General features: G+C 70.6%; 18 protein-coding genes, 1 tRNA gene and 1 pseudogene. 10 read left to right on the plus strand and 10 right to left on the minus strand.

The genetic code is table 11. The features are described from left to right. Positions 1 to 24 precede the first annotated feature (24 nt). The 5 genes from ABT106_RS01285 to sp36 form a co-directional block, all read right to left on the minus strand. Positions 25 to 165, minus strand: coding sequence for a hypothetical protein (locus tag ABT106_RS01285; protein ID WP_351270522.1), 141 nt, complete (start codon positions 163 to 165; stop codon positions 25 to 27). Beyond that, positions 162 to 1,007, minus strand: a complete 846-nt coding sequence (locus ABT106_RS01290; RefSeq protein WP_351270523.1) for an MBL fold metallo-hydrolase — start codon at positions 1,005 to 1,007, stop codon at positions 162 to 164. Before ABT106_RS01290 ends, ABT106_RS01285 begins: the two co-directional genes overlap by 4 nt. Next, positions 1,004 to 1,906: an NUDIX hydrolase gene (locus tag ABT106_RS01295; RefSeq protein WP_351270526.1), complete on the minus strand. Its 903-nt coding sequence runs from the start codon at positions 1,904 to 1,906 to the stop codon at positions 1,004 to 1,006. The genes ABT106_RS01290 and ABT106_RS01295 overlap by 4 nt, the downstream gene beginning before the upstream one ends. Before the next feature lie 204 nt (positions 1,907 to 2,110). Next, complete coding sequence (locus ABT106_RS01300; RefSeq protein ID WP_351270528.1) at positions 2,111 to 2,584, minus strand: RidA family protein; 474 nt, start codon at positions 2,582 to 2,584, stop codon at positions 2,111 to 2,113. Beyond that, positions 2,581 to 2,742 (minus strand): Sp36 family protein, encoded by a 162-nt coding sequence (gene sp36 / locus ABT106_RS01305; protein WP_007264966.1) that lies wholly within the window; start codon positions 2,740 to 2,742, stop codon positions 2,581 to 2,583. The genes ABT106_RS01300 and sp36 overlap by 4 nt, the downstream gene beginning before the upstream one ends. Positions 2,743 to 2,814: 72 nt before the next feature. On the opposite strand from sp36, the gene bagA reads away from it, so the two are divergent. Both bagA and bagB read left to right on the plus strand, forming a co-directional pair. Continuing rightward, the gene (gene bagA / locus ABT106_RS01310) at positions 2,815 to 3,795 is read left to right on the plus strand and encodes an ATPase BagA (protein WP_351270530.1); all 981 of its coding nucleotides are present in this window, start codon (positions 2,815 to 2,817) and stop codon (positions 3,793 to 3,795) included. Then, positions 3,792 to 5,183 carry an ATPase BagB gene (gene bagB, locus ABT106_RS01315; protein ID WP_351270533.1) on the plus strand — a complete coding sequence of 464 codons (1,392 nt, stop codon included), beginning with the start codon at positions 3,792 to 3,794 and terminating at the stop codon, positions 5,181 to 5,183. The genes bagA and bagB overlap by 4 nt, the downstream gene beginning before the upstream one ends. A gap of 26 nt (positions 5,184 to 5,209) precedes the next feature. Here bagB and ABT106_RS01320 read toward each other — a convergent pair whose 3' ends face one another. Then, positions 5,210 to 5,560, minus strand: a complete 351-nt coding sequence (locus tag ABT106_RS01320) for a WhiB family transcriptional regulator (RefSeq protein WP_267721232.1) — start codon at positions 5,558 to 5,560, stop codon at positions 5,210 to 5,212. Between the two features lie 397 nt (positions 5,561 to 5,957). Between ABT106_RS01320 and ABT106_RS01325 the strand changes: the two genes are divergently transcribed. Next, positions 5,958 to 8,273, plus strand: a complete 2,316-nt coding sequence (locus ABT106_RS01325) for a transglycosylase domain-containing protein (RefSeq protein ID WP_351270536.1) — start codon at positions 5,958 to 5,960, stop codon at positions 8,271 to 8,273. A 100-nt stretch (positions 8,274 to 8,373) separates the two neighbouring features. On the opposite strand, the gene ABT106_RS01330 is transcribed toward ABT106_RS01325, so the two are convergent. Beyond that, entirely contained in the window at positions 8,374 to 8,835 is a 462-nt protein-coding gene (locus ABT106_RS01330) for a GatB/YqeY domain-containing protein (protein WP_351270539.1), read from the minus strand. 68 nt (positions 8,836 to 8,903) lie between these two features. Between ABT106_RS01330 and ABT106_RS01335 the strand changes: the two genes are divergently transcribed. The 3 genes from ABT106_RS01335 (at position 8,904) to ABT106_RS01345 (ending at position 10,719) form a co-directional block, all read left to right on the plus strand. Further along, on the plus strand, positions 8,904 to 9,872 hold the full coding sequence (locus ABT106_RS01335) for a metallophosphoesterase (protein WP_351270542.1): 969 nt from the start codon (positions 8,904 to 8,906) through the stop codon (positions 9,870 to 9,872). A gap of 4 nt (positions 9,873 to 9,876) precedes the next feature. Further along, a complete protein-coding gene (locus ABT106_RS01340; RefSeq protein ID WP_351270545.1) occupies positions 9,877 to 10,605 on the plus strand; it encodes a Pr6Pr family membrane protein in 729 nt (242 codons plus the stop codon). A 40-nt stretch (positions 10,606 to 10,645) separates the two neighbouring features. Then, positions 10,646 to 10,719 (plus strand) — tRNA-Pro (locus ABT106_RS01345). An 80-nt stretch (positions 10,720 to 10,799) separates the two neighbouring features. Here ABT106_RS01345 and hemC read toward each other — a convergent pair. Continuing rightward, positions 10,800 to 11,512 (minus strand): annotated as a pseudogene (gene hemC / locus ABT106_RS01350) (hydroxymethylbilane synthase); the annotation flags it as partial. 241 nt (positions 11,513 to 11,753) lie between these two features. Between hemC and ABT106_RS01355 the strand changes: the two are divergent. Genes ABT106_RS01355 through ABT106_RS01365 form a run of 3 tightly spaced genes read left to right on the plus strand, consistent with a single transcriptional unit; the run spans position 11,754 to position 17,907 of the window. Continuing rightward, on the plus strand, positions 11,754 to 13,271 hold the full coding sequence (locus tag ABT106_RS01355) for a type I restriction-modification system subunit M (RefSeq protein WP_351270548.1): 1,518 nt from the start codon (positions 11,754 to 11,756) through the stop codon (positions 13,269 to 13,271). Further along, complete coding sequence (locus ABT106_RS01360) at positions 13,268 to 14,452, plus strand: restriction endonuclease subunit S (protein ID WP_351270550.1); 1,185 nt, start codon at positions 13,268 to 13,270, stop codon at positions 14,450 to 14,452. Before ABT106_RS01355 ends, ABT106_RS01360 begins: the two co-directional genes overlap by 4 nt. After that, entirely contained in the window at positions 14,449 to 17,907 is a 3,459-nt protein-coding gene (locus ABT106_RS01365; protein WP_351270553.1) for a DEAD/DEAH box helicase family protein, read from the plus strand. The genes ABT106_RS01360 and ABT106_RS01365 overlap by 4 nt, the downstream gene beginning before the upstream one ends. A 61-nt stretch (positions 17,908 to 17,968) precedes the next feature. Here ABT106_RS01365 and ABT106_RS01370 read toward each other — a convergent pair whose 3' ends face one another. Beyond that, on the minus strand, positions 17,969 to 18,952 hold the full coding sequence (locus ABT106_RS01370) for an NHL repeat-containing protein (RefSeq protein ID WP_351270556.1): 984 nt from the start codon (positions 18,950 to 18,952) through the stop codon (positions 17,969 to 17,971). 431 nt (positions 18,953 to 19,383) lie between these two features. Between ABT106_RS01370 and ABT106_RS01375 the strand changes: the two genes are divergently transcribed. Then, on the plus strand, positions 19,384 to 20,313 hold the full coding sequence (locus ABT106_RS01375) for a nitroreductase/quinone reductase family protein (protein WP_351270559.1): 930 nt from the start codon (positions 19,384 to 19,386) through the stop codon (positions 20,311 to 20,313). Between the two features lie 43 nt (positions 20,314 to 20,356). Here ABT106_RS01375 and ABT106_RS01380 read toward each other — a convergent pair whose 3' ends face one another. After that, positions 20,357 to 21,502, minus strand: a complete 1,146-nt coding sequence (locus ABT106_RS01380) for an acyl-CoA dehydrogenase family protein (protein ID WP_351270561.1) — start codon at positions 21,500 to 21,502, stop codon at positions 20,357 to 20,359. Positions 21,503 to 21,689: the final 187 nt, after the last annotated feature.

Consider the following 21,689-nt stretch of genomic DNA (forward strand, 5'->3'; position numbering starts at 1 on the left):
GGGCCGACAGGGCCTAACAGGGCCTTACAGGGCCTCCATGAACTCCAGGGCCTGCACGGCCGCCTTCGCCTCCGCCGGGCCCGCACCCGTGGCGGCGTGGTAGGCCCTGATCGCCTCGGTCCGGCGGCCGATGCGAGCAGCAGGAGCAGGAGCAGCGTCGTTCACTCGGGCCCTCCCGGGATCAGGCCGTGCTCCCGCAGGTACTCGAGCTGCGCCCGGACGGACCATTCCGCCGCGGGCCACAGCGAGCGGTCGACGTCCGCGTAGACCCGGGCGACGACCGCTTCGGGGGTGGCGAAACCGTTCTCCACGGCGGTCTCCACCTGGGCGAGGCGGTGGGCCCGGTGGGCCAGGTAGAACTCCACGGCCCCCTGGGCGTCCTCCAGGACCGGCCCGTGCCCCGGCAGGACCGTGTGGACCCCGTCGTCGACGGTGAGCGAGCGCAGCCGGCGCAGGGAGTCCAGGTAGTCGCCGAGGCGGCCGTCGGGGTGGGCCACGACGGTGGTGCCGCGCCCGAGGATCGTGTCACCGGTCAGCACGGCCCGGTCGGCGGGCAGGTGGAAGCAGAGCGAGTCGCCGGTGTGGCCCGGGGTCGGGACCACCCGCAGCTCCAGCCCGCCGGTCCGGATCACGTCCCCGGCGGCCAGGCCCTCGTCGCCCAGGCGCAGGGCCGGGTCCAGGGCGCGCACCTTGGTGCCGGTGAGCTCGGCGAAGCGGCCGGCGCCCTCGGCGTGGTCGGGGTGGCCGTGCGTGAGGAGGGTGAGCGCGATCCGCTTGCCCGCCCGCCCGGCGGTGGCGACGACCGCGCGCAGGTGCGCCTCGTCCAGCGGGCCGGGGTCGACGACGACGGCCAGGTCGGAGCCCGGCTCGGACAGCAGCCAGGTGTTGGTGCCGTCCAGGGTCATCGCGGAGGCGTTGGGGGCCAGCACGTTGACCGCGCGGGCGGTGGCCGGCCCGGAGACGACCAGGCCGCGGGGCTGCCCGGGAAGTGCGGCGGCGTCGGTCATGCGGGGCCTCCCGGGCGCACGCGCTTCGTGAACTCGTCGTGGCCCGGCCAGCTGAGCACCAGCTGCCCGTCCTCCAGCGAGGCCCGGGCCAGCACCGGGGCGAGGTCCTGCGCCGCGGCCGCGCCGAGCGCCTCGGCGGCGCTCCCGTACGGCTCCAGGGAGCGCAGGGTGGAGATCGTCGGCGGCATCATCAGCAGCTCGCCCTTGTCGTACCCGGCGGCCGCGTCGGCGGGGCGGATCCAGACGGTGCGGTCCGCCTCGGTGGAGGCGTTGCGGGTGCGCTGGCCGACGGGGAGGGCGGCGACGAAGAACCAGGTGTCGTAGCGGCGCGGCTCGAACTCCGGGGTGATCCAGCGCGCCCACGCCCCCAGCAGGTCCGAGCGCAGCCGCAGGCCGCGGCGGTCCAGGAACGCGGCGAAGGACAGCTCTCGGGCCACGAGGGCCGCCCGGTCGGCCTCCCAGTCGTCGCCGGTGGTGTCGCCCACGACGGTGTCCGGGGTCTCGCCGGCCAGCAGGACGCCCGCCTCCTCGAAGGTCTCGCGCACCGCCCCGCAGACGATCGCCTGGGCGGTGGCCGGATCGGTGCCCAGCCGGGCGGCCCAGTCGCCCCGGGAGGGCCCGGCCCAGCCGACCTGGTGCTCCTCGTCGCGGGGGTCGACGCCGCCGCCGGGATAGGCGTACGCGCCCCCGGCGAAGGCCATGGAGGCCCGCCTGCGGAGCATGTGCACGGCGGGCCCGGCGGGGGTGTCGCGCAGCAGCATCACGGTGGCGGCGCGCCGCGGGTCGACCGGGGTGATCGAGCCGTCCGCGAGCGCGCGGATGCGGTCGGGCCACTCCGGCGGGTACCACTGGCCTCCGGCGGGGGGCTGCTGCTGACCGTACGACTGACCATTCGGCATGGCGGGATGCTACGGCCATCCGGCCCGATGTTCGAGGGGGACCGTGCGGCGCCCGGCCGCCCCGGACCCGAGGGCGGCCCCGCGCGTAACGGGAGCACCGACGGATGCGGACCGGCCCGCGCACCGCGCGACCCGGCCCGCATCCGTGCGGACGAGAGGCGGACGAACAGGCGGACGGGCCGGCGGACGGGCCGGCCTGCCGCGTCAGGCGGAGGGCTCGACCTCGACCTGGATCTCGACCTCGACGGGCGCGTCCAGCGGGAGGACCGCCACGCCGACCGCGCTGCGGGCGTGGACGCCCTTCTCGCCGAGCACCTCGCCCAGCAGCTCGCTCGCGCCGTTCAGCACGCCCGGCTGGCCGGTGAAGTCGGGGGCCGAGGCGATGAAGCCGACGACCTTCACGACGCGCACGATCTTGTCCAGGTCACCGATGACCGACTTGACGGCCGCCAGGGCGTTCAGCGCGCAGACGGCGGTGAGCTCCTTGGCCTGCTCCGCCGAAACCTCGGCGCCGACCTTGCCGGTGACCGGCATGCTGCCCTTGACCATCGGAAGCTGGCCCGCGGTGTACACGTACGCGCCGGACCGCACGGCCGGCTGGTACGCGGCCAGCGGCGGGACGACCTCCGGCAGGGTCAGGCCGAGCTCGGCCAGCCGCGCCTCGACGACACCGCTCATGCCTTCTCCCGCTTGAGGTAGGCCACCAGCTGCTCGGGGTTGTTCGGCCCGGGCACGACCTGGACGAGCTCCCAGCCGTCCTCGCCCCAGGTGTCCAGGATCTGCTTGGTGGCATGGACCAGCAGGGGGACGGTCGCGTATTCGAACTTCTTGGTCATGGGAGCGAGGGTAGTGCCTGTGATGCGGGGCTCATGCGCGTCCCGTGAGCCGAGTGGTTAGGCTCGGACGCTGTGAGCAGGCTCCAGGTGGTCAGCGGCAAGGGCGGCACCGGCAAGACCACGGTCGCCGCCGCACTCGCGCTCGCCCTCGCACGCGAGGGCAGGCGGACTCTACTGGTGGAGGTCGAGGGCAGGCAGGGGCTCGCGCAGCTCTTCGGCGCCGAGGCGCTCCCCTACGAGGAACGGAAGATCGCCGTCGCTCCCGGAGGCGGTGAGGTCTTCGCGCTCGCCATCGACGCCGAGCGGGCGCTGCTGGACTACCTCCAGATGTTCTACAAGCTCGGCTCGGCGGGCCGTGCCCTCAAGAAGCTCGGCGCGATCGACTTCGCGACGACCATCGCCCCCGGGCTGCGGGACGTCCTGCTGACCGGCAAGGCGTGCGAGGCGGTCCGGCGCAAGGACAAGACCGGCCGGTTCGTCTACGACCACGTGATCATGGACGCGCCGCCGACCGGCCGGATCACCCGCTTCCTGAACGTGAACGACGAGGTCGCGGGCCTGGCCCGGTTCGGGCCGATACACAACCAGGCGCAGGCCGTCATGAAGGTGCTCAAGTCCCCCGAGACGGCCGTGCACCTGGTCACCCTGCTGGAGGAGATGCCGGTGCAGGAGACCGCGGACGGCATCGCGGAGCTCCGGGAGGCCGGGCTGCCGGTCGGCCGGATCGTCGTGAACATGGTGCGGCCGCACCACCTGGACGAGGACACCCTGCGCGCGGCGGCCGGCGACCACCGCGCCGGAGTGGCGCAGGCGCTGTCCCGGGCGGGGCTCGGCGGGGCGCGCCGCGGCGGGCTGGCCGAGCGGCTGGTGGACCCGCTGGTCGCGCAGGCGGCCGAGCACGCGGGCCGGGTGGAGCTGGAGCGCACGCAGCGGGCCGTGCTGAACGGGCTGGACGTGCCCGCGTACGAACTCCCCCTGCTGGGCACGGGGATGGATCTGGCGGGGCTGTACGCGCTCGCCAAGGACCTGCGGAAGCAGACGGTGGCCGAATGAGCGAGGGGGTGGACACCGTGGGCCTGGACACTCCGCCGCGGCTGGCGGTCGACCGGCTGCTGGACGACCCGGAGACCCGGATCATCGTGTGCTGCGGTTCGGGCGGGGTCGGGAAGACCACCACGGCCGCGGCACTGGGCGTACGGGCGGCCGGGCGCGGGCGCAAGGCGGTGGTGCTGACCATCGACCCGGCACGGCGGCTCGCCCAGTCGATGGGCATCGACTCGCTGGACAACACGCCGCGCAAGGTGGATTCCGTGGGCGCGGACGGCGGTGAACTGCACGCCATGATGCTGGACATGAAGCGGACCTTCGACGAGATCGTCGAGGCGCACGCGGACGGCGAGCGCGCCCGGGCCATCCTCGCGAACCCCTTCTACCAGTCCCTGTCGGCGGGCTTCGCGGGCACGCAGGAGTACATGGCGATGGAGAAGCTGGGGCAGCTGCGGGCCCGGGACGACTGGGACCTGATCATCGTGGACACCCCGCCGAGCCGTTCGGCGCTGGACTTCCTCGACGCCCCCAAACGCCTCGGGTCCTTCCTGGACGGGAAGTTCATCCGGGTGCTGATGGCTCCGGCGAAGGTGGGCGGCCGGGCCGGGATGAAGTTCCTGAATGTCGGCATGTCGATGATGACGGGCACCCTGAGCAAGCTGATGGGCGCCTCGCTACTGAAGGACGTACAGACCTTCGTGGCCGCGATGGACACGATGTTCGGCGGGTTCCGCACCCGCGCGGACGCCACCTTCCGGCTGCTCCAGGCTCCCGGAACGGCCTTCCTCGTGGTCGCGGCCCCGGAACCGGACGCGCTGCGCGAGGCCGCGTACTTCGTGGAGCGGCTGGCCGCGGAGAGCATGCCGCTGGCCGGGCTGGTACTGAACCGGGTGCACGGCAGTGGCGCCGACCAGCTGTCCGCGGAGCGGGCGTTGGCCGCCGCAGAGAATCTTGAGGAAGGGTGCATTGTCGATCAGGAGTCCGGGAAAGCTGGACTTCGTGACGCGGCCGCGGAGGCCGCCGCCACTTCCGCGCGGACTCCCGAGACCGGCTCCCCCAGCGCCGCACGCGACACCGCGGAAGTCGACATGTACGACGAGTACGACGCGCGCGACGACGGCGCGCGCGACGAGGACGGCACGCACCGAGCCGACGGCACCGGCACGGCCGACAGCGTGATCACGGCGGACGTGATCACGGCGGGGCTGCTGCGCCTGCACGCCGAGAGGATGCAGGTGATCGCGCGTGAACGACGCACACGCGACCGCTTCACCTCACTGCACCCCGAAGTGGCGGTGGCCGAAGTGGCCGCCCTGCCCGGCGACGTGCACGACCTCGCCGGGCTGCGGGCCATCGGAGAGCGACTCGCGGCCGGGGTTCCGGCCGGAGCGTAGGCGTCCCTACGACGCGGTGCCGACGGTTACCCGGCTGCCGCGTACGTCTCGTACGGAACGTCGATCTCCGTGTCGTCATCCATGGTGAGGATGCCGGTACTGCGCTCGTACTCCGTACGAGCCGTTTCGAGCAGCCGTCGCCACGAGGTGACGGTGGGACGCCGGCGCAGCAGCGCACGTCGTTCCCGCTCGGTCATTCCGCCCCACACGCCGAACTCGACGCGATTGTCGAGGGCGTCGGCCAGGCATTCGGTCCGCACCGGACATCCGGTGCACACCGCCTTGGCCCTGTTCTGTGCCGCTCCTTGAACGAACAGTTCATCCGGATCGGTAGTGCGGCAGGCTGCCTGCGCACTCCAGTCGGTAACCCAGCCCATCCCGGCGCCGTCCTCTCCCGAATCGAGGCTCCCCCACGGCGGCAGAGGCATATTCACCGCTGCCAGTTGAGGACGTTACGGAAGGTGGGCACCGCGCAACACCCCCGACGGGCCCAATCTTGAATGGTCCGAACGGACTATGGGTAAGCGGCAGATCACCCGACGGAGTGATCCGGCGACATGCCCGGCCATTCCGGCGATTCGGGTGAAATCGGGATACCACCGGCGGGGCTCGGATGGCACAGGGGGCGGGATTCGGACATGCGTCCACCCCATTCGGGAAGGGTGAAAAACAAGCCGAGGGGTTGATGTCATACCGCACTGCTGTGACAGTTGGGGACAGCTTAGGCCAAGGCATTCGCGCGTGTCCGGTGAATCAGAACGTAGGCTGCCCTCCATGGGAAAGAAGCGCTCGGGCGGCGGGCTCACGGGGAGCCAGCAGGCCGCCAAGTTCCTCGGGGTGTCCGTTCTCTCCGGAGTTGTACTGGCAGGCATGGCCATCCCGGCGGCAGGCGCCCTGGGCATCGCGGCCAAGGGCACCGTCGAGGGATTCGACGAGATCCCGGCCAACCTCAAGACTCCGCCGCTGAGCCAGCGGACCACGATTCTGGACTCCGAAGGTGGCCTGATCGCCACGGTCTATTCGCGCGACCGGCAGGTGGTCCCGCTCACGGCGGTCTCCCCGTACATGCAGAAGGCGATCGTCGCGATCGAGGACTCCCGCTTCTACGAACACGGAGCGGTCGACCTCAAGGGGATCCTGCGCGCGGTCAACCGCAACGCGCAGGAGGGCGGCGCCGCGCAGGGCGCCTCCACCCTCACCCAGCAGTACGTGAAGAACGTCTTCGTCGAAGAGGCCGGCGACGACGAGACGAAGGTCCGCGAGGCGCAGGAGAAGAGCCTCGGACGCAAGATCCGCGAGTTGAAGTACTCGATCCAGGTCGAGGAGGAACTCGGGAAGAAGAAGATCCTCGAGAACTACCTGAACATCACGTACTTCGGCCAGCAGGCGTACGGAATCGAATCCGCCGCCCAGCGCTACTTCAGCAAGCCGGCCAAGGACCTGGCCCTGGAGGAGTCGGCGCTGCTGGCGGGGGTCGTGCAGTCGCCGAGCCGGTACGACCCGGTGAACGACGCGCAGGAGGCGATGAAGCGCCGCAACATCGTCCTCCAGCGGATGGCCGACATGAAGGACGTCTCGCAGGCGGAGGCGGACGCGGCGAAGGCCAAGCCCGTCACGCTGAAGGTGACGAAGCCGCGCAACGGCTGCATCACCGCGGTCAAGGGCGCCGGCTTCTTCTGTGACTACGTCCGCAACACCTTCCTGACCGACACGGTCTTCGGCAAGACACGCGAGGAGCGGGCCAAGGTCTGGAACCAGGGCGGCCTGACCGTACGGACGACCCTGGACCCGCAGTCGCAGGACGCGGCCAACGAGTCGATCAAGGACCACGTCTACCAGGAGGACTCGATCGCGACGGCGGTCACCCTGGTCCAGCCGGGCACCGGGCGGGTCCTGGCGATGGGTCAGTCCAAGCCGTACGGCTTCGGCAAGAACGAGACCCAGATCAACTACTCCGTGGACAAGCGGATGGGCGGCTCCAACTTCGGCTTCCAGGTCGGCTCGACCTTCAAGCCCTTCATCGCGGCCGCCGCGCTGGAGCGGGGCCTGCCGCCGACGAAGGTGTACCCGGCGCCGAACAAGCTGGACTACCCGAGCCCGATCTCCCGCTGCGACGGCTCGCAGTACGTCAACGTCACCAAGGAGACGGCGGAGAACGAGACCGAGGACGAGATCGGCCCCTACGCGCTGCGGACGGCCATGGAGAAGTCGATCAACACCTACTTCGTCGAGATGATCTCCGAGATCGGGCTGTGCCCGGTGTCCGAGATGACGAAGAAGCTCGGTGTCGTCCCGGCGAGCGGTGCGAAGCTGGCCGACGGCCCGGCCATCGCGCTCGGCTCGGAGGAGATGTCCCCGCTGACGATGGCCAACGCGTACGCGGCCTTCGCCAACCGCGGCACCTACTGCACGCCGGTCGCCATCGAGTCGATCACCGACTCGCACGGCAAGGCCCTCGCGGTGCCGAAGTCCAAGTGCGACCGGGCGATGTCCCAGGACACCGCCGACACCATCAACACGCTGCTGCGCGGGGTGGTGGACTCCGGTACCGGTGAGCGGGCCGGCCTGAGCGAGCGCGACAGCGCGGGCAAGACCGGTACGACGGACAACCGCTACAACGCCTGGTTCGTCGGCTACACGCCGAACGTCTCCGGCGCGGTGTGGGTCGGCTCCGGCGGCGCGAAGAAGATCACGATGGAGGACATCGTGATCGGCGGCCGGTCCTACGACAAGGTCTTCGGCGGCGGGCTGCCCGGTCCGATCTGGAAGGACGCGGTCTCGGGCGCGCTGTCCGGGCGCGAGGCCCCCAACTTCACCACGGTCAGCATCCCGGAGCCGAACGTCCCGGCGGGCGGCCCGCGCGGCAACAAGCCTCCGACGACGAACCCGAGCAAGCCCGGTAAGCCGGGCAAGCCGGGCGGAGACAACAAGCCCGGCGGCCGCACCGGCGGGCAGACCGTCGCGGGAGCCGCCAGCACGGGCGGCGGCGGCAACGGAGGCGGGGGCAACGGAGGCGGCGGCGACCAGGACGACCCCTTCCCGGGGATCTCACTGGACCCGGGCCTCATCGGCGGCCGCGACGACCGTTAGGCGCGCGGGCCGCGCGAGGCGGCGGAACGGGTGAGGCGCGGAACGGGTGAGGGCCCCAGCCGGATACGGCTGGGGCCCTCACCCGTTCGACGGGGTCCGGTCAGGACAGCTGCCGCTTGACGACGGCGGCGACGCGCCCGCCCTCCGCCAGCCCGGCGACCTTCGGGTTCACGATCTTCATGACGGCGCCCATGGCCCGCGGCCCCTCGGCTCCCGCCGCCCTGGCCTCCTCGACGGCCTGCGTCACGATCGCGACGAGCTCGTCGTCGGAGAGCTGCCGGGGCAGGTACGTGTCGAGGAACTCGCCCTCCGCGGTCTCCCGGGCGGCCTGCTCGGGACGGCCGCCCTGGGCGAAGGCGTCCGCGGCCTCGCGGCGCTTCTTCGCCTCCTTCGCGATCACCTTGAGGACTTCCTCGTCGGAGAGCACGCGGGCTTCCTTGCCGGCGACCTCTTCCTTGGTGATGGCGGTGAGGGTCAGGCGCAGCGTGGACGAGTGCAGCTCGTCGCGCGCCCGGATGGCGGTCGTGAGGTCTTCCTGGAGCCTGGCCTTGAGCGTGGTCATGGACATGAGTCTGCCAGGTACGGGGGTGATGGCGCCCGCGCGTTTTCCCGGTCTGCGACGATGGGTCCATGCGCGCGCGTTACGGAGTACCTCTGAAGGCCGCTGCCGGAATCGCGGCGGTGGGGGCCGCCGGTGTGGCCTACGCCGCCGGATTCGAGGCGCGGTCGTTCCGCCTTCGCCGGGTCACGGTGCCCGTCCTGCCCCCGGGGATGCGCCCGTTGCGCGTACTCCAGGTGTCGGACATCCACATGGTCGGCGGGCAGCGAAAGAAGCGGGCCTGGCTGCAGTCGCTCGCCGGCCTGCGCCCCGACCTGGTCGTGAACACCGGCGACAACCTCTCGGACACCGAGGGCGTGCCGGAGGTGCTGGACGCCCTCGGCCCCCTGATGGACTTCCCCGGCGTGTACGTCTTCGGGTCGAACGACTACTACGGGCCCCGGCTGCGCAACCCCGGCCGCTACCTGATCGAGCGGACGCAGGGCCGGCACGGGCTGAACGGCAACAAGCCGGTCGTCGGCGCCGTCCACAACCCGTGGGAGGACCTGCGGGACGCCTTCGACGCGGCGGGCTGGCTGAACCTCACCAACACCCGGGGCCGGCTGAAGCTGGACGGCCTGGAGCTGGCCTTCACCGGCCTGGACGACCCGCACATCAAGCGGGACCGCTACGAGCGGGTGGCGGGCGGCCCGGAGAGGGACGCGGACTTCTCGATGGCCGTCGTGCACGCCCCGTACCTGCGCGTCCTGGAGTCCTTCACCGCCGACCGGTACCCGCTGATCCTCGCCGGGCACACGCACGGCGGACAGCTGTGCATCCCCTTCTACGGCGCGCTCGTCACCAACTGCGACCTGGACACGAAGCGGGTGAAGGGGCTCTCCACGCACGAGACGGAGGGCCACCGCGCGTACCTCCACGTCTCGGCGGGCTGCGGCACGAACCGGTACACCCCGGTCCGCTTCGCCTGCCCTCCGGAGGCGACGCTCCTGACGCTGACGCCGGGCCCCCGGGAACTCCCGAGGCCGGCGCCCGTACGTTGACGGCATGACCCCGCCGCCGCCCCCGCCCCACCGCCTCGCCCGCGCCACCGCCACGGCCTTCCGTGCCCTGATCGCGGCGGCGGCCGCGACGGGGATCGTCATCGAGTGCGTCCTGGGCAGCGTGCCGCTGGTGCTGAGCTTCTTCACCATCTGGACGAACATCCTGGTCGCGGCCGTCTTCGCGCTCTCGGCGGCCCGCACCTGGCAGCGGCGACCGGACGCCGCCCCGTTGTGGCGGGGCGGCGTACTCCTCTACATCCTGGTCACGGGCCTGGTCTTCCACCTGGTCCTGGCCAACCCGTCGAGCCCCTTCAACGTGGCGGCGGAGCTCTCCGAGCTCTCCGGCGCCAAGGCCGTCGCGAACCAGCTCCTCCACACGGTCACTCCGCTCGGCGCCGTCCTGGACTTCCTCCTCCTGACGGCCCCGCGCACCCTGCGCCCGCGCCACGCCCTCCAGTGGCTGGCCTACCCCCTGGCGTACGTGACCTTCGCGCTGGTCCGCGGCGCCCTGCTGGCCCCCGGCACCAAGGGCCGCTACCCGTACCCGTTCGTCGACGTGGCCCTGTACGGCTACGCCCGCGTCGCGCTGAACGCCGCCGTACTGGGCCTCGCCTTCTACGCCCTCGGGCTCGCGCTGGTGGCGGCGGACCACTTCCGCCGGGCCTCCCCGCTGGTTCCGGCCCCGGAGCCCGTAAACCGGATTTCGTCTCCGGCCGGAGGTCCGCTAAAGTAATCGATGTCGCCAGGACAGCACACGCTGCCAAGGCGACGATCGGGGTGTAGCGCAGCTTGGCAGCGCGCTTCGTTCGGGACGAAGAGGTCGTGGGTTCAAATCCCGCCACCCCGACGCTGTAGTACCAGGTCAGAGACCACCTACTGATTCAGTAGGTGGTCTCTTCTGCGTCTGGGTGACCAACTGAGTGACTGCACGTGCAGGAACATCCTCTCGGCCTGAGTCTCCCGGTGGGCGTCGCGGTCGCCGAGCCCGCTGACGAGGTCGATCAGGTCCGTGTCGCCCTCCCGGCACTGGAACGCCAGGACGCCGGCCCCGATGGGCGGCATCATCACGTCGGCCGACAGCGTTTCGGTGATGACGTCCGTGCGGCCGATCCGCTCCAGACCGGCGACGGCCAGGAGGAGCGCGTCGGCTTCACCGGCGTCCAGCTTCTCCAGGCGCCTGTTCGCGTTGCCGCGCATCGGAACGCATTCCAGCTGCGGGTGGGACGCGGCGAGCTGGGCGATCCGGCGCACGGAGGAGGTGCCGATCCGGGTCCGGGCGGCAGGTCGTCCAGGGGGAGACCTTCCGGGTGGATCAGAGCGTCCCTGATGTCGTCGCGCTTGAGGAAGGCGGCGAAGACCGTCCCCGCCGGGAGCGGCCGGTCGGCGGGGACGTCTTTGACGCAGTGCACCGCGAGGTCCGCCTCCCCGGCGAGGAGTGCGGCGTCGACCTCCTTGGTGAACGCGCCCTTCCCTTCGACCCGGGCGAGGTCGCCCATCCATGTGTCGCCCGTGGTCTTCACCGGCAGGACGGTGGTCCTGACGTGCGGGTGGAGCGCTGCCAGCTCCGCGCGGACACGCTCGACCTGGGCCAGGGCCATCGGGGAATCACGCGAAACGATACGCATCAGATCGGCGGACATGAGGGCACGATAGGGCCTCGGACGCGTGCGCCGACCCCCATCCCTCGGGCCCACCGCATGGACGTGGCAACGACGTTGGGCGCCTCATGCGGCCGTTCGGGGAACCCATGGACGCGCGGCTGATGGCCGGCCGGCCAGGTGTCCTGGGGCGGCATGTCGTCCACGACGGGAGACAGGTCACGAGGCCGGCCTCGGTCTTCGTGGTCCGGCCGCCGGCTGCTCGGCTAGCCTGCTCTGCGTGATGACAGGTGAGCTGAAGAGCAAGATCGATCGACTGTGGGACGCCTTCTGGTCGGGAGGCATCTCCAACCCGCTGGAAGTCATCGAACAGATCACCTACCTCATGTTCATCCGGCGCATCGACATCCTGGAGCAGGCCAAGGAGAACAGGGCCCGGCGCACCGGGCGGCCGGTCGAGAACCCGATCTTCACGGAGAACGATCAGGTCCTGCGCTGGTCGGTGTTCGTCAACGAGTCCCCTGCGAACATGCTCACCGAGGTGCGTGACCGCGTCTTCCCCTGGCTGCGCGACCTGGGCGGTGACGGGTCCACCTACGCGCACCACATGAAGGACGCGCGGTTCACCATCACGACCTCGAACCTGCTCGCCAAAGCCGTCGACATGATCAACGGCATCGACATGGGCGACCGGGACACCAAGGGCGATCTGTACGAATACATGCTCAGCAAGATCGCCACGGCTGGGCAGAACGGGCAGTTCCGTACGCCCCGGCACATCATCCAGCTCATGGTGGAGATGATGGCCCCACAGCCGGGTGACGAGATCTGCGACCCGGCCTGCGGCACGGCCGGCTTCCTGGTGGCTTCCGCCGAATACGTGGAGCGCACGCACCGCGAGGCGCTGTTCGCACCGGCCCAGCGACAGCACTTCAACGAGAGCATGTTCCACGGCTTCGACTTCGACAGGACCATGCTGCGCATCGGCAGCATGAACATGCTGCTGCACTCGGTCGAGAACCCCGACATCCGCTACCGCGACTCGCTCGCGCAGAGCGCGGCGGGCGAAGCCGACCGTTACTCCCTCATCCTCGCCAACCCGCCCTTCGCCGGCAGCCTGGATCACGACGAGACAGCGGCGGACCTGCGGAAGGTCGTCAAGAGCAAGAAGACCGAGCTGCTGTTCCTCGTCCTGTTCCTGCGGTTGCTGAAGCCCGGCGGCCGGGCCGCGGTCATCGTCCCGGACGGAGTGCTGTTCGGCTCCAGCAACGCGCACAAGGAACTGCGGAAGCTGCTCGTCGAAGGCCACAAGCTGGACGCCGTGGTCAAGCTGCCCGGTGGCGTCTTCAAGCCGTACGCGGGGGTGTCGACGGCGGTCCTGTTCTTCACCAAGACCAACAGCGGCGGCACCGACAGCGTCTGGTTCTACGACGTCACCGCGGACGGCTGGAGTCTGGACGACAAGCGCACGCCGCTCCTGGGAGACGACAAGCTGGGGCCGCTCGTGCGGGACGGCGTGCTGAGTCGGGACGAGCACGCCAAGAACAACCTGCCTGACGTACTGACCCGCTGGCGGCGACGCAACGGAAGCGAGCAGGACAGGGCGCGCACCGAGCGGAGCTTCTGCGTGCCCAGGGAGGACATCGCCGCTCAGGGCTACGACCTGAGCCTCAGCCGGTACAAGGAGACCGTCCACGAGGAAGTGGAGATGAGGGCACCCGGCTCGATCATGGACGAACTGGCGCGGATCGAGGCGGAGATCCAGCAGGGGATGAGCGACCTGAAGGGGATGCTGGAATGAGCGCGACGGCCCGGCTGGACGAGGTCTGCTCCGTCATCATGGGGCAGGCGCCGAAAGGCAGCGCGTACAACACCGCCGGTGAGGGTTGGCCGCTGATCGCCGGCGCCGGTGATTTCCGAGACGGAAGGCCGGCCCCGAAGAAGTACACGACCGAAGCGTCCAAGCTGTCCAGGGCAGGAGACGTGATCCTGGGGATTCGCGCTTCCATCGGCGCCAAGATCCTGTCGGACGGTGAATACTGCCTGGGCCGTGGAGTCGCGGCCCTGCGGGCCGGCGCGGACGTGGACTCCCGTTTCCTGTGGAATTGGCTTGCCTTCAGCGCACCGGCGCTGGCGGCCAAGGGCAGGGGCGCGACCTTCAAGCAGGTGAATCGGGAAGACATCGGCGCAATGCCCTTCCCGGTTCTCACACTTGAGGATCAGCGTCGCATCGCACGGCTGCTGGATCACGTGCAGGCGCTGCGCTCCAAGCGTCGCCGGACCGTCGCCTGCCTCGACACCCTCGCCCAGTCGGTGTTCCACGACATGTTCGGCGACCCGCGCGCCAACCCTCATGGCTGGCCCACGGACAGCCTGGCCGGCCTGGCCGACTCGGATGACCGGATCAACTACGGCGTCATCCAGCCGGGCGACGATGTTCCGGGCGGTGTCCCTCTGGTGCGTGTCGGCGATCTCCTGGACGGACGTGTGGACCGTTCCGCGATCAAAACGATCGACCCGCTGATCGAGGCGAAGTACGCACGCTCGCGCCTGAGGGGGAGCGAGATCCTGGTGGGTTGCGTCGGTTCCATCGGATCGGTCGCCCTCGTGTCGGAATCCGACATCGGATCCAATGTCGCACGCGCCGTCGCACGCATTCCCATTTCCTCGGAGCCGCTGCGGGAGTACCTCGCCGAACATCTCCGCACGACGAGTGTGCAGCGGTATTTCGTCGGGGAACTGCGTACCGTTGCGCAGCCCACGCTCAACATCAAGCAAATCACCGAGACGACCGTGATGGTTCCCCCCGTCGAGCTCCAGGAGGAGTTCGCGTCGCGGATGGTGGCGATCCGCGGACACAAACAGGCTCAGGTGAGGCACCTTTCTCTGCTCGATGCTCTGTTCGCGTCGCTTGAGCACCGCGCGTTCCGTGGCGAGCTGTGGCCCGACGGGGGCGCGGCGGGCGGTGAAGGAGCGGCGTGAGCAATTTCGGGTTCCTGCGGGCCGAATGGCCCGAGCTGCACCGTGAAGCCGTCCACGCCGAGCGGCTGGCGTACGCGGACCCGCGGGCGTCCGCGTTCCACACCCGCCGCGTGCTGGCGCTCGCGGTGACGTGGCTGTTCGAGGCGGACGGCACCCTCAAGCCGCCCCCTCAGGATGATCTGGCGGCGCTGATCGCCGAGCCGACGCTCCTGAAGGCGGCCGGTCCCGCGGTCCGGGCGAAGATGGATGTGATCCGGCGCCAGGGCGACATCGCCGTGCACCGCACAAGCCCCGTGGCTCCGAAGGACGCGGTGCGCACCGTGGCCGAGCTCTTCCACGTCCTGTTCTGGATGGCCCGCACCTACACCCGTGACCAGGCCCTGCTGCCCGCGGACGCCCTCGCGTTCGACACCGCGCTGATCCCTCGGCCGGTCCCGGCGCAGGTGCGCGTCGCCCGGCGGGCCGAGCTGAGGGCGCGGGCCGGGACGTACGCGGCGCAGGATGCCGCACTGGCCGCCACGCGGAAGAACAACCAGGCGATGGACGCCGAAGTCGCCCGGTTGCGGGAGCAGATCAAGGCGGCCAAGGCCGCGAACGAAGCGCGGCAGGACACCCACGCGTACGACGAAGCCGAGACCCGGAGCCTGATCATCGATCTCCTGCTCCAGGAGGCCGGCTGGGCGCTGGATCAGCCGAGGGACCGTGAGTACCCGGTCACCGGCCTGCCCCCCTCGGCCGCGCCCTCCGGCAGGGGAAAGGTCGATTACGTCCTGTGGGACGACGACGGCAAGCCCCTGGCCGTCGTCGAGGCCAAGCGGACCACCCGGGACCCGGACCAGGGCAAGTTCCAGGCGACCCTCTACGCCGACGCTCTGGCGGCGGAGTTCACGCAGCGGCCGGTGATCTTCTACACCAACGGGTACCGCACCTACCTGTTCGACGATCTCCACTACCCGCCCCGCGAGATCCAGGGCTTCTACACCAAGGAAGAACTGCGGCTCCTGGTCCAGCGCCGGGTCAGCCGTCGCCATCTCGCCACGCTGCCGGTCAACGAGCAGATCGCCGGCCGTCACTACCAGATCCGCGCGATACAGAGGATCGCCGACTCCTTCGAGAAGGACTCGCTGCGGCACGCACTGCTGGTGATGGCGACCGGCTCCGGAAAGACCCGGACCGTCATCGCGCTCGGCGACCTGATGATGCGCGCCAACTGGGCCAAGCGCATCCTCTTCCTCGCCGACCGCAAGGCCCTGGTCGCACAGGCCACGGTCGAGTTCAGGAAGCACCTGCCCGGCGCCCCGGTGGTCAACCTGCTGGAGGAGAAGGACCCCCATGCCCGGGTGTTCGTCTCCACCTATCCCACCATGATGAACCTGATGGGTCAGACCGACGCCGAGGGCCGGCGCACCTTCGGCCCGGGCTTCTTCGACCTGATCGTCGTCGATGAGGCCCATCGGTCGGTCTACCGGCGGTACGGCGCCGTCTTCGACTACTTCGATGCGCTCCTCGTCGGCCTCACGGCGACGCCCAAGGACGAGGTCGACCGCAATACGTACCGGCGTTTCGCGCTCCAGGACGGCGTGCCCACCGACGTGTACGGCCTGGACCAGGCGGTCGCCGAGGGCTACCTGGTGGCGCCGCGAGCCGTCGATGTCCCGCTGAAGTTCCAGCGCGGTGGAATCAAGTACGACGACCTGTCCGACGAGGACAAGGAGAAGTGGGACGAGACGGAGTGGAGCGAGGACGGTGCCGTCCCCGACGAGATCACCACGGAGGAACTGAACACCTACCTCTTCAACGCCGACACCGTCGACAAGATGCTGCTGACCCTCATGACGCACGGCCTGAAGGTCAACGGCGGCGACCAGCTCGGCAAGACCATCGTCTTCGCCGCCAACAACCGCCATGCCGAGTTCATCGCCGAGCGGTTCGACACGAACTACCCGCACCTCAAGGGTGCCTTCGCGCAGGTCATCACGTACCGCAAGGAGTACGTCCAGAGCCTGATCGAGAGGTTCTCCGACGCGGCGGATCAGCCGCGGATCGCCATCTCGGTGGACATGCTGGACACCGGAATCGACGTCCCCGAAGTCGTCAACCTCGTCTTCTTCAGGCTGGTGCGTTCCAGGACCAAGTTCTGGCAGATGATCGGCCGCGGTACCCGTCTCGCGCCCGACCTGTTCGGTCCGAACCGCAGCAAGGACGGCTTCCTGGTCTTCGACCTCTGCCGGAACATCGAGTTCTTCAACCAGAACCTGATGCGCGCCGAGGGCAAGGTCGCTCCCTCGCTGAGTCAGCGGATCTTCGAGCGCCGCGCCGACCTGCTCCTCGCGCTGGACGAGGCGTCGGGCGCCGGCCGGGCGGACACGGCGCGGGCCGCCGTACGTCCTGAGTCCGACGGCACCGTCAGTGACTCCGGCCTGCGCTGGGACCTGGCCACCCGGCTGCACGACGAGGTCACGGCGATGAACCGGGAGAACGTCCTGGTCCGGCCGCACCGTGAACAGGTCGACCGCTTCGACGACTTCGACGCCTGGCTGGCGTTCACGCCCGACGCGCACGGTGAGGTCGTCGACCACCTGGCCGGGCTTCCGACCGCCTTCCGGGACCAGGACGACGGTGAGGAGGCCAAGCGGTTCGACCTGCTCGCGCTCCGGCTCCAGCTCGCCGTCGTGAAGGGAGACCCGGACGTCGCCCGCCTCCGCGACCAGGTCCGGCACATCGCGTCCGCCCTGCTCGATCAGCTGACCATTCCGACGATCAGGGCACAGCACGTCCTGCTCGACGAGGTCGCGGGCGACGAGTGGTGGCAGGACGTCACGCCGCCCTTGCTGGAGACCATGCGCCGCCGCCTGCGCGGTCTCGTCCGGCTCATCGAGAGGACCAGGCGCGGCATCGTCTACACCGACTTCGAGGACGAGCTCGGTGACCTGACCGCGGCCAGTCTCAGTGGCATGGAGATCGGCACGCATCTCACCCGGTTCGAACAGAAGGTCCGGATCTACCTCCACACGCACCAGGACCAGCTCGCCGTCCGGAAGATCCGCCGCAACCGGCAGATCACCGCCCTCGACCTGTCGGAGCTGGAGAAGATCTTCCTCGAGGCCGGGCTCGGCACCACGGCCGACATCGACGACGTCAAGGACGCCAAGGGCGGCCTCGGGCTGTTCCTGCGGTCGCTCACCGGATTGGAGCGGGAGGCGGCGGACCTGGCCTTCGAGACCTTCCGGCGGGACACGGCGCTCACGGCTCAGCAGCTCCGCTTCGTCCAGGAGCTGATCGACTACCTGGCTCGCAACGGCACGATGGACGTCGACGCGCTGTATGAGTCGCCGTTCACCGCTCTCGCCCCGACCGGCCCCGAGGCGATCTTCCCCGAGGCCGAGGTGGAGGCTCTGGTGTCCGTCATCCAGTCGATCCGGGCGACCGCCGTCGCGGCCGGCCACCCGGCATGACCGTCCGGGGCCCGGTCCCCGGGGGATCGGGCCCCTGTCGCGTTGTCCTGGCCGTGGTGGGTCAGAGGGGGAGGGAGAGGGCCACCGCGTTGTACGGGGTGCCCGGCTCCGGGGGGAGGGGGAAGCGGGAGTTCGGGAGGTAGAGGCGGCCGGTGTGGACGGCGGCCGCGCACGGGGTGTCGAAGCGGGGGTCCGCTACGGTCTTGACCAGGTGCGCGCCGAAGCCGGTGGGGTCGAGGTGGAACACCGCGAGGTCGGACTTCCGGGGTGCGTACAGCGTGCGGCCGCGGAGCAGGATGCCGTTGGTGGTGGGCAGGGTGACGCCGCCGAGGTCCACCTTGCGCGCGGTGCCGGTCGCCGGGTCGACCCGGAACAGGCTGCCGCCGTCGGCGTGGATGTTGACCACCAGCAGGGACCTGCCGTCGGGCGTCGTGGAGATGCCCGTCGCGCTGAGGCCGTCCGACGGACCCTGTACCCATTCGCCCCGCAGCGGCAGGGTCACCACCTCGTGCGGGGCGGGCAGGCGGCCGCCCGGCCCGAGGGGCAGGCCGAACAGCTGGCCGCTGAAGGAGTCGGTGCACCAGACCATGCGGGGTGTGACGACGAGGTGGTCGACGAAGGTGTCGGCGTTGCCCACCTCGTACGTCCGGATCACCCGGCCGGTGACGCCGTCCATGACGGTGACGGTCCGCCCCCAGCCGCCCGCGACGAACACGCGCTGGCGGTCGTCGACCTGGAGTCCCACGGCGAAGTGGCCCTCGCCGCCGCCCTGGTTGATCACCTTGCCGCGTCCGGTGGCCAGGGCGACCCGGTAGATCGCGCCGCCGAGGAGCGAGCCGAAGTACGCGTACGGGGCCGGTCCGATGCCGATGCCCGCCGGGTGGAAGCCTTCCGGCAGGATCAGTTCGTCCGGCCACGCGCCGTCCGCCGGTACGCGCGGGGTGGCGCGTGCCGTGCCCTGGGCGACCGATCCGAGCACCACGGCGCCGCCCAGCGCCGCTCCGGCGCCCAGCAGCCGGCGTCGCGTCATCGATGTGCTCTGCATCGTGCCTCCCCTGTGTGTGTACGACGGGCGGCATCGTGGCGGCCGCCGCCTGAGGAGCGCTCCAGCATGACTCGAATCCGGCTGGACCCGTGGACGGACCGGCCGCTATTCGCCGATCCACCACGTTGACACCGGCGGACCCCGTGGTTTAATCAAGATCGTGGCGCGTGACGCCGGCCAAGAGCAGTGGGCCGGCCGGCGGTCGGGCGACCACCAGCCAGCAGGGGACCTTCATGAGTCCATACCTCACAGGCAACGCCTGACCGAGGCGCGTCCGTACGCGGCACAGCCGCGTGACGCAGCCCCGCACGCCGTACCTCACTCCGCGTTCCGCGATCCCGTCATCACGGGCTTCCGCGTTCCGGAACCTTCCCGGCCGACATCACCGCACTGCGATGCGGTTCTGCGCCCCCACGGAGATTCGAAGCATCATGCCCACATCTTTCAACCAGTCCGTCATCGATGAGTTCCGCGCCAACAAGGGAGTGGTCGGCGGCTACTTCGAGGGCAGTGACCTGCTCCTGCTGACCACCACCGGGGCCAAGTCCGGTGAGGAGCGCACCACGCCCCTCGGATTCGTCCGCCACGGCGAACTGCTGATGGTCATCGGGTCGAACCTCGGTGCCGACAAGCACCCCGACTGGTACCACAACCTGCTGGCGCACCCGCTGGTCCAGGTGGAGATCGGCGCCGAGTCCTTCGAGGCCATCGCGGTCCCCGCCGAAGGGGCCCGGCGCGAGGAGCTGTTCACCCACGTGGTGAGCGCGGAGCCGGGTTACGGCGAGTACCAGGAGAACACCCGGCGCGTGCTGCCGGTCGTGGTGCTCGAGTCCGCCGAGGTGGCCGAGGGCGAGGGTCCCGCGGAGGTCAGGAACCTCGCCGACAAGCTCGTGGAGGTCCACGTCTGGCTCCGCGCGCAGCTGGGCCACGTACGGGCCGAGGTGGACGCCCACTTCGCCGCCGTGGCGGCGCACCAGGGGCCGGGCGAGCCGCCGGCGCCGGGGCTCGGGCTCCAGATCCGGCAGCGGTGCCTGGCCTTCTGCCAGTCGCTGGAGTTCCACCACGTCAGCGAGGACGCGCACATGTTCCCGATGCTGGAGGCGCAGAACCCGCACCTCAGCGACGCGTTCGAGCGGCTGCGCGTCGAGCACCGCACGGTGGCCCGTCTCCAGGAGGAGCTGAGCGGGCTGCTGGCCGACATCGCGGGCGCGGACCCGGAGCGGTTCCGTACCGAGCTGACACGGATGTCGGACGAGCTCACCGCGCACCTCGACTACGAGGAGGAGTCGCTCCTGCCGATCCTCGCGGAGATCCCCTTTCCTCCGGGCCCGCCCTCCGAGGCCGAGCCGGAGGCGGCCTGACGGCGCCTGGGCGGCCGCGGCCGCGGCCGCCCCGCGCCGCGCCTCAGGACCCCGGGTTCAGGGCGTGGCGCGCGTAGACGGCCGCGGACGGGCCGAACTGGAGCACCACGTGGCCCGCTGCGGAGTGGATGTCGCGCCACAGCCGCTGGAGCACGGCGCCCTCGTCGTGCCCGGCGGTGCCGGAGGCGCGGAAGAGCCGCTCCACCGCGCCCACCAGCAGGTCGGCGGCGAGCGCGCAGTCGCGCTGGCCGCGGGCGGCTTCCAGCGCGGTGACCTCCGCGGCCGCGTCGGCGCGGGCGGCGGCGCGCTCCAGGAGCAGCCGGGCGGCGTCGGTCTCCCCTGCCGTACGGGCCAGGGTCTCCTCGTAGAAGGAGGGGCCGGGGCCGGGTGCTCCGGGGGCCTGCGCGCGCAGTCGCTGGACGGCGTACGCGGACCAGTGGGCCAGTGCTCCCTGGGCGGCGCCGAGCATCGGCAGGGCGAAGAACAGACCATTGACGGCGGGAAGGGGGACGGTATGGCAGTGCTCGGCCGGCGCCGGGGGGCGCCCGCCCATCATGTCGTCGACCGCGAAGGTCAGGGTGTCGGGGACGAAGACCTCCTCGGCGACGAGGGTGTCGCTGCCCGTGGCGCGCATGCCGATGTCGGACCACGTGCGTTCGACGCGGTACGCGGACCGGGGCAGTGCCAGGATCCGGCGCTCGGTGCCGCCTCCGGGGCCCGGCGCCACGGCCAGCACCAGGGCCCAGTGGGAGTGTGCGACCAGGCTGACGTAGGGCCAGGTTCCCGACAGGCGCCATCCGTCGCCCTCCCGGCGGGCCCGGCCCTTCGGGGAGACGGAACCGACGACCAGGGTGTCGGGGCCGTCCTGCCAGATCTCCTTCCGGCCCTCCTCGGGGAGGAATCCGGCCATGCGGCCGAGTCCGGCCGCGATGGAGGCGCACCAGGCGGTGGACGGACACACGGCGCCGATCACCGGTACGGCTTCGGCCAGTTCCGCGAAGGTGCCGCCGGCTCCGCCCTGGTCACGGGGCACGAAGTGGCGGGCGAAGCCCGCGGCGACGACGGCGCCGACCACCTCGGGGCTCAGGGAACGGTCCTGCTCGGCCCGCGCGGCCTGGGCACCGGCGAGTTCGGCGGCGCCGCGTGCGGCACGCGACAGTCGGGATTCGGCCACGGAGGTGGGGTACATGGGCTGATCTCCTTCACTCGGGGCCGACCGAGTATGAGAGAGCGCGATCAGGGGTCGACGGGAAATCACTTGGACGTCACTCAAGCCGTTAATACGGGACGTTCCGCGGCACCCGCACGCCCGAAGCGGCTTTATCGAAGCCTCTATCACACCTCACCCGATGACACAATGTCGCCATCGATATCAA

Origin of the sequence: Streptomyces sp. NPDC002044 (assembly GCF_040296725.1) — a bacterium.
Taxonomy (GTDB): Bacteria; Actinomycetota; Actinomycetes; order Streptomycetales; family Streptomycetaceae; genus Streptomyces; species Streptomyces antarcticus.